Origin of the sequence: Erwinia pyrifoliae DSM 12163 (assembly GCF_000026985.1) — a bacterium.
In the GTDB taxonomy this organism is placed as follows: Bacteria; Pseudomonadota; Gammaproteobacteria; order Enterobacterales; family Enterobacteriaceae; genus Erwinia; species Erwinia pyrifoliae.
On sequence record NC_017390.1, the window covers coordinates 3,419,530 to 3,431,734 of the forward strand.

Below are 12,205 nucleotides of genomic sequence, written 5' to 3' on the forward strand. Positions count from 1 at the left end.
GCGTGACGCAGCGGGCAGCCGCTCGCCCGGCAGATTACAGGTCCGGGTAAAGCGATGGCAATTCATATCCGCTAACAGATCCATTTGTTATGCTTTCAACGTTAAACACGGGCTCCCCCGGGGAGATGACTGGTAGGCTAATCGGTCAAAATGAGGGTTCGATAGCAGAAAATAATTCAGCGGAAAGAAATTATCAGTCTGGATCGAAATTCACCCAGTTACCAATGGTGAGGGTTTCACATACCTGCCCGATAAATCGCGACAACATCATCAGTCAGGAAGCGTCGGGTGCCGCGATGTACATGAGAGGAGACAGCAGTTTGCTACTTGCGGTGTGGCATTATTGGCTAACCCGTCATGCGTTTTATTTGGCGTAAATCACATAAATCATTAGCTTTAAGGCGGTTAGCTTAAACAGAATATTTGATGGCACTTATTGATTACCAGATTTTTTAATGATAACGGTTTATAATCAGCGTGCGCGCAGCAAAGATAATGCCATTTTTTGCCGGCAAATCTTTTATTAAGTTAAAACAGATGTTTACTCTGATGAGATACCGTGTTGCCACTATACGCATCAGGATACCCCCTTGATAAACTCACTGAATCAGACGATATGCGGCGACTATGACTGTGGATTGTATTATTAATCACTGGAGCGTTGATTTCGCTTCCGGTACTTTGCTCCATCAAAGCAGCGGTGAACAACGCCGTTTGGGTGAGTACCAGCTCAAGTTGCTACGGGTGCTGGCAGAGAATGCCGGGAAAGCAGTCTCGCGCGAAGAGTTAAATAATCTTGTCTGGGAGCGGCGTGTTATTGGTAATAACAGCCTGCCCAACGCGATCCATGCGCTGCGTATTGCGCTTGAGGATGATGGTAAGCAGCAAAGAATTATCCGTACCATGCCTAAAAAGGGCTATATTCTTGAAGCTGAATTTTGCGAGTTTATCACCCCCCTGCGGCCAGAAACAGACTTAGCAGAAGCCCATTCACCGAGGGAGCCGTTCGGTGATGCAAAGCCTGTGGTGCTGGCGCCACACACCCCTGCTGCCGCACCTCAACCTGAACATCGCCAGCGGCCATCCGTTCACCCATTGTGGTACTGGCTGGTTCCGCTACAGGTCGTGGTGTTAATTACCCTGCTCGTCTGGATCCTGCTACCCGGCGATCTCTTCTTCCGCACGCAAATACACGAGCAGGATGCCGGGGTCTACAGCAACATTCACCTGCTTGAATTACACCGGCGTAACGAGAAAACGTCCGCCGCCAGTGAACTGAGTAAACAGCTGGAACCCGCTTTTTATTCTCTCAACCAGAAGCTAAAAAAGCAGCAGGTACAGATGGAGGTGTTCTTTTTTTCCTCCGGGGTTTCGCTTAATTATACTCTGACGCTGAAAAGCCAATGCGACAGTAAGCAGCTGGCCATGAACATCGTTAACTGGCGTATGAACGGTACTCTGTTAAGTGCGCTGATCTACCGGGAAAGTGAGAGAAAGCTGAATGAAATGGCGAACTGTGTCAATTAGTTTACTGCTGGCAACCCTGGCGACATTGCTGGGGGCAGCCCTGATGAAACAGCTACCTGGTCAGCAGGAAGCTCTGTTCACCCCGCAATTTGCCGGAGAGGATCTGCAATTGGGTTATTACGACCTGCTGTCACGCCAGCGAGAAGTGTATGACACGAATATTGCCTCAAACGGTAAAACCTCGATCATGACGCTGACCAGCCCGAATGATAGCCGCTTTGTGCTCAAAATTTATTTGCAGCAGCATAATTCGGCTTTCAGAGGTGTTACTTTTGACTACCAACTGGTTTATTTTGCAGAGAGTCATCAGGCGCGTATGATCAAAAGCATTCTCGGTGATTCGGGGCGTAACGGCATCGCTTTTGTCACTTTGCGTTTTAAAGACAAACGGCTGATTGTTACGCCCTCAGGGCAAATCTATCGCTACGATTAAGGTGCAATTACCGATCGGTAAACCTCGCCTGCCAGTTAGCGAGGGTTTTAGGCAGCGTTTTTTTGTCGCTTTCGGTGGTAACGTAGTGCAGCTTTATCCCCTTGCCTTTCTCCGCTGGCTCCAGGCGTAGCGCCCAGAATTTTCCCTCTGGTGTGGTCATGATCATCGCGGCTTTACGATTCGCCAACCCCTTAACCCACATGACCATCACGGTTGCTCCGAGATTGTCGAGGTCCTTTCCTCTGGCGTAATCCGTGGCGGTATCGACATACTGCTGATAGTCCGTACCCACCAGCTGGCGGAATTTATCGTCAGTTGCCCGATCGGGAAAAATGCCAATACTTAACAATGTTGCAGGCGGTCGCGGGTCGGTCTGACTCTTCACATAAATACCATCAATCGCCATCTCCCCCGGTAATAGCAGGCTGCAGCTGCCGGCGCTATCACTGCTTACTTTCAGCCTGCCATCCGCCAATGGCACCATGACGATGGCGCAGTCTCCGCCCCAGATGATTTTATCGGTAAAACCGACGCCGGAATAACGCCGTACTTCACCAGCGAATACCGCGCGGTTGACACCGCCCCTTACGCTGGCATCCATATGAAGTAGCTGCCCATTATAGCCGTGAATCAGGATGTTACCGCTGTTACCGGAGGGAACGGTGGTATTCCACCATGTTCCTTCCCAGTCAAAGGGACGATCGGCACCGTACAACTGACCGATCTGCTTCAGATAAGCGCCGCGCAGACAGCGGGTATTGGTACACCAGGACGATCCCTGACGGGGTGCAATGAAACGGGCAGCATGTTGTGGATCATCGGTAACCCGTTGATGGAAAGCTTCATTATAAAGTCTGTCGAGCCAGAGCAACTGCGGGTTGTTACAAACGGTATATTCCGCCACGCTTAAGTTTCGGCCACAGTCGAGAGCCAGAGCCGGATTAACCGCAGCTATCAGCCAGGAGAGGAGTAATAATGGCAAGATTTTGTTCAGCGTCATTCAATCACCAACTGTTGGTCATGCGCACAGCCCCGGCATAAAATGAAGAGTCTACACACTGCGAGGTAACCTGGCTACTGCCGCCCCGGCGCATTTTGTCACTGTTATAGCCTAATACTCTTAAACTGTGTCTGCTGTTGTGGCTGCAACCAGGGTCTAATATCACTCTGCCCGACATGTCTATCGGAGAACTAAAATGGAAGAAGTGAAACAGATACTGCTGCGCGAGATCGACACATTAAATCGCGAGGAGCAGCGCGACAATAAACCCCGTTTCAGCTTTCAATTCCTGAAGACCCACCCCGGTCTTTGGGCCTCAATGTATGGCTGCTATGCGTTGACCGTAGCGCTGATTTTCACCACCGACTTTCTCGGCTGGCCTGCATTCTGGGGCGCGACCGTATTCGTGCTGCTGATGAGTGGACTGATGCTGATGGATATCAACCCCAAATATCGCTTTGAGGATATTGATACCCTTGACCTGCGCGTTTGCTACAACGGCGAATGGTATTACGTACGTACCCTGTCTCAACAGGCCGTATCCGATATTCTTGCCGGTGACAACGTGCCGGATAACGTCAAGCAGGGCATTAATAAACTGTTGTCGCTAAAGGGCGAGGTGGATTTCTATGACGTGTTTCATCTGACCTGGGGCCAGAAACGCGCAGCCACGGTCTGAGGCGTTGCTTTATGATGCCGGACGGCCCCGTTAACCCTGGTGCCACTCGGCGATCAACCTGCCCAGCGTGGCAACCGCGGCTTCCTGCGACTCACTCCACCATGCGGTGTTAAAACGGAAATAGTTGGCGTATTGCTCGCTGGAGGAGAACATTTTCCCTGGTGCAATGCTGATATCATGGCGCAGCGCGCTATAGCAAAGCGCCGTCGTATCAATCTGTTTAGGCAGTTCAATCCACAAAAAGTAGCCCCCGCGCGAATCATTAATTCGCGCCCCGGCTGGCAGGTATTTTTTTAGCGCCTGACGCGCCAGATTCTTACGCTGTTCCAGCACCTGGCGTAAACGTCGCAGATGACGGTCGTAGCTCCCGGTGCCCAGATAGGTTGCCAGCGCCTGCTGCATTGGCGCACTGGTCGATAGCGTACTCATCAGCTGCAAGCGCTGAATACGCTGGGCATGTTTACCCGCCGCTACCCATCCGACCCGGAATCCCGCCACCAGATTTTTTGAAAACGAAGAGCAGTGCAGAACGGTATCATCAGGGTCAAACGCCTTCGCCGGTAGCGGCTTCTTGCTGCCGAAATAGAGTTCACTGTAAACATCATCTTCAATCAGCGTGACGCCATGTTGCGTCAATAGCGCGACCAGCTGCTGCTTCTTCTCTCTGCTTAGCGTGCAGCCCACCGGGTTCTGCTGATTAGTCATCATCCAGAGCGCTTTAATCGGCCAGCGCTCCAGCGCGCGCTTCAGCTCCTCCAGATCGATACCGGTTTGCGGATCGGTGGCAATCGCCACGGACTTTAGCTTGAGCCGTTCAATCGCCTGCAACGCGCCGTAAAACGAGGGGTTTTCAATCGCCACCCAGTCTCCTGGTTCGGTTAACGCCTGCAGACAGAGGTTAAGCGCCTCCAGAGCGCCGTTGGTGATAACAATATCATCCGGCGACACCTGAACGCCCTGAACGGCATACCGCTGTGCCAGCGTTTTACGTAGAGCTTCATTGCCAGGGGGCAAATTATGCAGCGCATCGGCGGCTTTCATACTGTGTGAAACGTGGGTCAGTGCACGCATCATCTGACGCTGGGGAAACAGTTCCGGGTCGGGAAAGGCAGAGCCAAATGGCACGATGCGCGGATCGCGGCAGGCCTGCAACACGTCGAAAATAAAAGCGTTGATATCCACGGCTTCTGCCAGTTGCACTTTCTGATGGCTGAGTGGCTGGCTGAGAAATTCGGCATGAGGCGCAACAAAATAGCCCGACTGCGGGCGCGACTGGATCAATCCCTGGCTTTCCAGCACCTGATAAGCATGCATCACCGTCATCAGGCTCATACCGCTCAACCTGACCTGCTCACGCAGCGAGGGCAGTTTTTCCCCCGGTAACCATATCTCGCTTTCAATTTGCTGACGAATTTGCTCGACCAGCTGATCATATTTTGCCACTACTGTACAACTCGCTGCCATGCTGCCATTAAAGAGGGGTTGAGAGTATATACTCTTGCTCTTCAAATTACAGGTGGTCCTGAAATCAAAGTATGCAGAGTAAAAACTGCCAACCGGTAATAAGTCAAAGCCATATAATTAATAAAGTCAGTTAACTAAATTAGTATGTCCTGACAGCATCGGCAAATTCCAAATACTTTTCTTATGGCGTATTAGAAATGATACAAATTTAGGAAAACTTCTAAAACAACAGGTTACATATTTTATCCGTAGCGATAATCCTATAGCTTGAAATCTTCCTAAATTCCACTTCACATAATTAATTTATTAGCCCTATAGTTGCTGCTAATAACTCCAAATTAGTTAACAGGAGTTACAGGAATTTCCTGGCCATCCGTTTTGGCCAGCCACATTTTCGCCCTTATTACCGGCTCTGCTTCGCGTGGCAGAGCGAGGTTTTCATCAGGAAAAAAGCCCCCCTTTCACTTTGATAAGTAAGGAACAGTTATGAAAATGAAGCTTTTCTTGCTGGGCTGTGGTCTTGGACTCGGCGTTATTTCGTCAGGTTATGCTGCCACCGCCACGGGCACCATCAATGCAACCCTCAATTTGACCAATAGCTGTCTGGTCAACGGACAAACGGGAACGACCGGAATTAACTTCGGTAGCTTGAACTTCGGTACCAGCCCGTCAACGTTCACCACGTTGACCGCCTCCGTATCGGGATCGGCGGGCAGTGGTATCTACGTTAACTGCAGCGCAGGAGACACCTATACCGTGGCGATCACCGGAAGTAATTCCGCGCCTGCTAACGTGTTTGGCACCGTCACTTCCGCTCCGCGTTACCTGGTCAGCACCACGGATGCCACAACGGCTATTGCCTATACGCTCTATCCGACATCATCCTCAAGCACGCCGATCGCCAACAATACCAATTTGACGGCTAACGGTACGCCTGACCCGGTATTGGGATCGAACTATCAGGTTTTCGGTCGAATTACCGGAGGCGGTAACAATGCTGCCATTCCCGAGGGCACTTTCAATGATGTGATTAACGTTGCTGTAACCTACTGATTTTTATCCCGGGGGCTTATTGTGTCACATCGGGCTAATCTGTTTGCGGGCGTGATACGCCCGCTTATTTCGCTACTGCTGCTGTTCAGCAGTAGTGGGTGGTCGTTACCAACTCAACCCTTTGCCGTTAACGCCGCTATCGTTAACGGCTGCGTGATATCCGGTACCAATACCGGGGTATATGGCGCACTGAATTTTGGCTCTCTGCCTGCCATTGGCACCTACAGCGCCAATGCCAGTTTGGTTCAGAATGCCACCATAACGCTGGCCTGCACCCCCGGCACCACGTTGAATATGAGTATTAACGGTGGCAGTCACTTCGCCAGCAGCAGCCGTAATTTGCAGCGCACTGGCGGAACTAATCTGGTGGCTTACAGCCTGTACAGCAACGCCGGTCTGACTACCGCCATTCCGGTTAACCAGAACGTGACGCTTAGCTACAGTAATGCGAACAATATTATTTTACCTGTTTATGGTCATCTTCAGGTGACCGGGGTTAACACTGCCGGTAGCTATACCGACACCTTAACGGTGACGCTGAGCTGGTGATTTTTGCTACAAGGAGCAATAAAGGATGAGGGCATTACCGCGTATTTCCGGGTTGTTATTGGTTGCGCTGAGCATGCTGCTTTCACAGGGTAGCCGCGCAGCGAACTCCGTGATGATTTGGCCTATTGACCCCAAAATCAATAGCGATGACAAAGCCGCCGAGCTGTGGCTGGAAAACCGCGGTACCAGCACCACGTTGATGCAGGTTCGGATATTTCAGTGGCAACAGAACCAGGGCCAGGAACAGTTCCAGACCCAGCAACAGGTGATGGCCAGCCCGCCGATGGTACGCATTGAGCCTGGAAAGAGACAGCTAATACGCTTAATCAAGCAGATCCCTCCCGCTGCCGGGCAAGAGGCGGCCTATCGGGTGCTACTGGATGAAATCCCCACACCGCACCCGCAAGCAGAGAATAATGTCGGGCTGAATTTACAGATGCGTTACTCGGTGCCGCTGTTTGTCTATGGTTCCGGGCTGGACGCAAATAATATCCAACCCAATCTGAGCTGGCGGCTGGTGAATCAGGGCAACCAGCAGGCTATCGAAATTACCAATCGTGGCAATGCTCATGTACGGCTGAGCAATGTGGCTTTGGGCGGTCGCAGCATCACCGACAGTCTGATGGGCTACGTGCTGGCCAACGCCAGCCATACCTTCCCATTGCCGTTTAAGGCGCCGACCGGCGCAGAACTGAGCGCAAAGCTGGGCGCTAAAATCTCCTGGCGCAGCAGCGCGGTGCGGTAATCCATGCAAAGAAGCCGCACTGCACTATTACATCGCCGCACTCTGGCTATTACCGGGCTATTAAGTTGCCTGGCCTCGTCAGGTGTCAGTGCTGAAACATTCAACGGGCTGCCGCCCCCGCCCCCCGCTGCAGCGTCGACAAGGGAGAAGCAAACCTGGACGCTGGCACTGACAATAAACGGCCGCGATACGGGCGAACTGATTCCGGTACAGTTCCACAACAACCATTATCTGATCCGCGCCAGTGATTTGCTGCGTGTCGGTATCCCCAGTTCACGTATCACTTCCACCATTATGGATGTTTCCGCCATGGAGCAGGTGAAAGCGGACTATGACAGTCAGGGGCAGCGTATGGTGCTGACGGTACCCGCTGATTGGTTACCACAACAGAGCTTCAGCGGCGCGGCGCGCAACGGCGAACGCTACGCCGGGCGCAGCAGTAACGGAGCGTTGCTCAATTACGATTTCTATACCAGCCAGAACCGGGGCAGCGGATCACGCCTGTCCGCCTGGAATGAGCTACGCCTGTTTGGCAGCAACGGGCAGTTTGCCAGCAACGGTATCTGGCAGCAACAGCTCTCCGGTTCATCCGGCTATCAGCAGAATGGCTATACGCGCTATGATACCTGGTGGGCAGCCGAAAATGAAGAAAATGCCCAGACGCTACGCGTCGGAGATCTGATCACTGACTCACTGGCGTGGAGCAGCAGCGTCCGTCTCGGCGGGGTTCAGTTTGGCCGTGATTTCTCGGTGCGACCGGACTTAATCACTTATCCCCTGCCTTCGTTCGCCGGTCAGGCTGCGGTACCTTCGACCGTCGATCTGTTTGTCAATGGCTATAGAAACAGCAGCAACAGCGTTCAGCCGGGACCGTTTTCCCTGACCAATATGCCGTTCGTTAACGGCGCAGGTGAGGCGGTGGTGGTCACCACCGACGCGCTGGGGCGGCGCGTCAGCACCACTCTGCCGTTTTATGTTGCCAGCGCGCTGCTGAAAAAAAGCCTCTCTGACTATTCGATAGCAGGCGGTGCACTGCGTGAAAACTACGGCTTAAACAGCTTTGATTATGGCCAGGCGGCCAGTAGCGGGTCATACCGCTATGGCGTGACCGACTGGTTGACGCTGGAAAGCCATGCAGAAGCCGCGAAATCGCTGGCGCTGGGCGGCGGCGGGTTGCAGATGGGGGTCGGACCTTACGGGGTCATAAACGGTGCCGTCAGCCAAAGCCAGATGCAGGGCCAGGGTGGCAACCAGTACAACTGGGGCTATCAGTACAGCGCCAGCCGTTACAGCTTCGGTTTTCAACAAACCGTCCGTTCCGCGGAGTTCGCTAACCTTGCCCTGTATGGCGAACAGCAGGCTTCAAATACCCTTAATTTTGCCTCTCTTAGCCGCCGCAGCGCGCAATACAGTGCCAGCCTCGCGCTGGACAGGTACGGTAATCTCGGCGCTGCGCTGATTGATATCACCCCCGCTACCGGCGATAGCACCCGACTGTTAAACCTGTCGTGGAGTAAAACTTTATGGGGAAACAGCAGCCTGTACTTGTCCGCCACCCGCGACCAACAGGAAGGAAGCTGGTCAGGCGCGCTTTCGCTGGTTATACCGTTCAGCGATCTGAGCAACGTCAGCATGACGATGCAGCGCGATGCGCAGGGCAATAATTCACAGCGCGTCGAGGTTTCCCGGGCGATGCCATCTGATGGTGGCCTGGCCTATGATGCCGCATGGGCCAACCAGAGCATCAATGGTGATTACCGTCAGGCCACGGTGCAATGGCGTAATAACCAGCTGGACGCATCGGCCGGTTTCTATGGCGATGACAGCTACAACACGCGCTGGGCGGAGCTGAGCGGCTCGCTGATCCTGATGGATAACAGCCTGTTTGCCGCTAATCAGGTGAATGACGCCTTTGTGCTGGTAAAAACCGATTACCCGGATATTAAAGTCAGTTATGAAAATCAGCTAATGGGTAAAACCGACAGCAACGGCTATTTGCTGGTTCCGCGCGTCAGCGCCTGGTATCCGGCAAAATACGAGATTAATACGCTCGACCTGCCTGCTGATATGACCAGCAGCAGCGTGGAACAACGCTTTGCGGTCAAGCGGCAAAGTGGTTATCTGCTGCACTTCCCGATAAAACAGCTGCGCGCTGCCAACGTCATCCTGCACGACCAGCACGGCGCTCCGCTACCGGTCTCCACTATCATCACCCGAGACGGACAACAGGATGAATATGTCGGCTACGACGGCATTGTATGGATGGAAAATCTTACTGGCCGCAATGTTATTCGTGCCGAGACCCCGGACGGACGCCTCTGCAACGCTGAGCTGACGGTCGCAGAGACTAAACCGAAATCACTGATGACCTGGGGCCCGGTGATCTGCGCCCTGTCATCGTCACCACTTGGAGCAAACAAATGAAAAAACGGCTATTGCTGTGTACCTTTTTGCTGCTGATGGGATACTCCCTGGCAGGACGGGCGGCATGCAGCATCAGCCCTACCAGCGTCAATGTGAGTCTCGGTACAGTAACGTCATTTGTCCTTAACACCACGCCGCAAACGGCCAGTACCACTATTACCGTCAACTGCGGCAGTGGTGTGGTGGTGTTGCTAAGCAGTGACTTTATATCCGTCCAGCTGGCGAGTGCCACCCCTAACGCCGGGGGGCGTGGTGAGCTGGCGCTTAGCTCGAACAACATCCCGATCCAACTCTGTTCAACCTCTAACTGCAGCACCGAATTAACAATAGGCGGCGCAGCTACCACCTACAGCCAGACCCAGTTGATAAACCTCGCCAATTTGCTGGGGGGATTCGTCTTCCCGATCCCGTTTTATATTCGAACCCTGCCTAACGCGGTAGTGCCGGCGGGTACCTATACCGGCCAGCTGTCGGTACTGTTTACTTACCGTATTTGTACCGGCATCGGCCTGTTCGGTATCTGCTTACTGGGCCAACAACAAACCGGCACTTTCACCGTACCCATTACCGTCACCATCACCATTACCAACGACTGCACCACCATTACCGCCCCGGCGATTAACTTTGGCAGTGCGCCTCTGGTCGGCAGCTTCCTGCCGGTAAATCAGTCAATCAGCGTGGTCTGTACCGTAGGCAGCACCTATACCGTGGGGTTAAACAATGGGTTACACGCCACAGGTAACCAGCGTTATATGGCAAGCGGCAGTAACCTGCTGGCCTACCAAATCTATCAGGGCAGCGGCAGCACCTACTGGGGCAGTATCGGCACCGCTCGCGTGTCCAGTTCGGCATCCAACTCAATTAGCAGCGATCAGCTAACGCGCACCTTTAACTATAACGCGCTGATCCTGACCAGCCAGAATACGCCGGTAGCGGGTTCCTACAGCGATACGGTGACGGTTGATTTGTCCTTTTAACTCAATGCCTGGGCAAAGCTATCACTTTATATCGCCGCCCAGGCTGGGTTTATCTCTGACGCAGCAGTTTAAAAGCCCTCCACGCAAACATTCATATTTCTTTATATCTTATCGCATTTGGCAACATCACATTTTCATATTATTTTCAATGGAATAGAATAAAAATGGCGCTATTACTGGACGCATCACCTCAGTCTGCCAGGCTTAGAAAGGTAAAAGAAATTGTTCATAAACAGCTGGAGGAACCATGACGGACCAATATAAAATGCAGAATCCCCTTACTCAGTATCCAGCAACTGACTTCCCCAAACAGCACCAGCCTGCACCCGGCGTTCAGGCTGAAATGCGTCCGGTACCGGACTGCGGTGAAAAGACTTATCGCGGTAGCGGACGCTTGCAGGATCGTAAAGCGCTGGTAACCGGGGCTGACTCAGGTATCGGCCGGGCGGCGGCGATTGCCTATGCACGAGAAGGCGCAGATGTCGCCCTCTCCTATCTGCCAGACGAGCAGCAGGATGCGGAAGAAGTAGCAAAACTGGTCGAGCAGGCCGGGCGTAAAGCCGTGCTGTTGCCGGGTGATATCAGTAACGAAGCCTTCAGTAAAAAGCTGGTGGCAGATGCCCACAAAGCGCTGGGCGGGTTGGATATTCTGGCCCTGGTCGCCGGGAAACAGGTTGCGGTAGAAGATATTGCCGACCTGAGCAGCGAGCAGTTCCGCAAAACCTATGAAACCAACGTATTTGCCCTGCACTGGATGACCCAGGCGGCGATCCCCCTTTTGCCTGCCGGTGCCAACATCATTACCACATCATCGATTCAGGCTTACCAACCCAGCCCTAACCTGCTGGATTATGCCTCCACCAAGGCGGCTATTCTTACCTACACCCGGGCGTTGGCAAAACAGGTTGCGGAAAAAGGCATCCGTGCAAACTGCGTAGCACCGGGTCCCATCTGGACGCCGTTGCAGATATGCGGTGGACAGCCTGAGGACGCTATTCCGACATTCGGTCAGCAGACGCCGCTGAAACGTGCAGGTCAACCGGCAGAGCTGGCTGGCGTGTATGTTTATCTGGCTTCTCAGGAGTCCAGCTATGTCACCGCCGAGGTTCACGGCGTGACGGGCGGTAATCACCTGGGCTAAGCAGCGCTGACTTTAAGGCGGGCAGAAAACCACCCGCATCCCCATAGAACCGGTGCTGACCCTATGTTCAGCACCGGTTCTATGGGGATGAAAACAGAGGGTGCCAACGTACCACAGCGGGTAGCGCTCGCTCCCCGCTATGACTCATTTCCGGCCAGCTGCTTAACGCCGCTGGTCATATCCTCCGGTCATCCAACACGCGCAACCCATCCC

At 53.2% G+C, this 12,205-nt stretch carries 11 protein-coding genes; 9 read left to right on the forward strand and 2 right to left on the reverse strand.

Going from position 1 to position 12,205, the window contains the following annotated elements; translation table 11 throughout:
* The first annotated feature begins 627 nt into the window (after nucleotides 1-627).
* Nucleotides 628-1,527 carry a transcriptional regulator gene (locus tag EPYR_RS15640; RefSeq protein ID WP_014539489.1) on the forward strand — a complete coding sequence of 300 codons (900 nt, stop codon included), beginning with the start codon at nucleotides 628-630 and terminating at the stop codon, nucleotides 1,525-1,527.
* Nucleotides 1,502-1,960: a hypothetical protein gene (locus EPYR_RS15645; protein WP_014539490.1), complete on the forward strand. Its 459-nt coding sequence runs from the start codon at nucleotides 1,502-1,504 to the stop codon at nucleotides 1,958-1,960. Before EPYR_RS15640 ends, EPYR_RS15645 begins: the two co-directional genes overlap by 26 nt.
* Nucleotides 1,961-1,967: 7 nt before the next feature.
* Here the strand turns inward: EPYR_RS15645 and EPYR_RS15650 are convergent, their stop codons facing one another.
* On the reverse strand, nucleotides 1,968-2,960 hold the full coding sequence (locus tag EPYR_RS15650; protein ID WP_012669355.1) for a lysozyme inhibitor LprI family protein: 993 nt from the start codon (nucleotides 2,958-2,960) through the stop codon (nucleotides 1,968-1,970).
* A 196-nt stretch (nucleotides 2,961-3,156) separates the two neighbouring features.
* On the opposite strand from EPYR_RS15650, the gene EPYR_RS15655 reads away from it, so the two are divergent.
* Nucleotides 3,157-3,639, forward strand: coding sequence for a YlaC family protein (locus EPYR_RS15655; RefSeq protein ID WP_012669356.1), 483 nt, complete (start codon nucleotides 3,157-3,159; stop codon nucleotides 3,637-3,639).
* A 30-nt stretch (nucleotides 3,640-3,669) separates the two neighbouring features.
* Here the strand turns inward: EPYR_RS15655 and EPYR_RS15660 are convergent, their stop codons facing one another.
* Nucleotides 3,670-5,082, reverse strand: a complete 1,413-nt coding sequence (locus EPYR_RS15660) for an aminotransferase-like domain-containing protein (RefSeq protein WP_012669357.1) — start codon at nucleotides 5,080-5,082, stop codon at nucleotides 3,670-3,672.
* A 507-nt stretch (nucleotides 5,083-5,589) separates the two neighbouring features.
* Here EPYR_RS15660 and EPYR_RS15665 point away from each other — a divergent pair.
* The 6 genes from EPYR_RS15665 (at nucleotide 5,590) to EPYR_RS15690 (ending at nucleotide 11,992) form a co-directional block, all read left to right on the forward strand.
* The gene (locus tag EPYR_RS15665) at nucleotides 5,590-6,156 is read left to right on the forward strand and encodes a spore coat protein U domain-containing protein (RefSeq protein ID WP_012669358.1); all 567 of its coding nucleotides are present in this window, start codon (nucleotides 5,590-5,592) and stop codon (nucleotides 6,154-6,156) included.
* A 21-nt stretch (nucleotides 6,157-6,177) separates the two neighbouring features.
* On the forward strand, nucleotides 6,178-6,705 hold the full coding sequence (locus EPYR_RS15670; RefSeq protein ID WP_012669359.1) for a Csu type fimbrial protein: 528 nt from the start codon (nucleotides 6,178-6,180) through the stop codon (nucleotides 6,703-6,705).
* A gap of 25 nt (nucleotides 6,706-6,730) precedes the next feature.
* Complete coding sequence (locus tag EPYR_RS15675; RefSeq protein ID WP_012669360.1) at nucleotides 6,731-7,450, forward strand: fimbrial biogenesis chaperone; 720 nt, start codon at nucleotides 6,731-6,733, stop codon at nucleotides 7,448-7,450.
* Nucleotides 7,451-7,453: 3 nt separating this feature from the next.
* Entirely contained in the window at nucleotides 7,454-9,874 is a 2,421-nt protein-coding gene (locus EPYR_RS15680) for a fimbria/pilus outer membrane usher protein (protein WP_012669361.1), read from the forward strand.
* Entirely contained in the window at nucleotides 9,871-10,851 is a 981-nt protein-coding gene (locus tag EPYR_RS15685) for a Csu type fimbrial protein (RefSeq protein ID WP_012669362.1), read from the forward strand. Before EPYR_RS15680 ends, EPYR_RS15685 begins: the two co-directional genes overlap by 4 nt.
* 247 nt (nucleotides 10,852-11,098) lie before the next feature.
* Nucleotides 11,099-11,992 (forward strand): SDR family oxidoreductase, encoded by an 894-nt coding sequence (locus EPYR_RS15690; protein WP_012669363.1) that lies wholly within the window; start codon nucleotides 11,099-11,101, stop codon nucleotides 11,990-11,992.
* Nucleotides 11,993-12,205 lie beyond the last annotated feature (213 nt).

Bases quoted from the DNA above. Each gene is read 5' to 3' on its own strand.
- EPYR_RS15640 (WP_014539489.1), top strand. From the start codon at position 628: ATGACTGTGGATTGTATTATTAATCACTGGAGCGTTGATTTCGCTTCC.
- EPYR_RS15645 (WP_014539490.1), top strand. From the start codon at position 1,502: ATGAAATGGCGAACTGTGTCAATTAGTTTACTGCTGGCAACCCTGGCG.
- EPYR_RS15650 (WP_012669355.1), bottom strand. From the start codon at position 2,960: ATGACGCTGAACAAAATCTTGCCATTATTACTCCTCTCCTGGCTGATA.
- EPYR_RS15655 (WP_012669356.1), top strand. From the start codon at position 3,157: ATGGAAGAAGTGAAACAGATACTGCTGCGCGAGATCGACACATTAAAT.
- EPYR_RS15665 (WP_012669358.1), top strand. From the start codon at position 5,590: ATGAAAATGAAGCTTTTCTTGCTGGGCTGTGGTCTTGGACTCGGCGTT.
- EPYR_RS15675 (WP_012669360.1), top strand. From the start codon at position 6,731: ATGAGGGCATTACCGCGTATTTCCGGGTTGTTATTGGTTGCGCTGAGC.
- EPYR_RS15680 (WP_012669361.1), top strand. From the start codon at position 7,454: ATGCAAAGAAGCCGCACTGCACTATTACATCGCCGCACTCTGGCTATT.
- EPYR_RS15685 (WP_012669362.1), top strand. From the start codon at position 9,871: ATGAAAAAACGGCTATTGCTGTGTACCTTTTTGCTGCTGATGGGATAC.
- EPYR_RS15690 (WP_012669363.1), top strand. From the start codon at position 11,099: ATGACGGACCAATATAAAATGCAGAATCCCCTTACTCAGTATCCAGCA.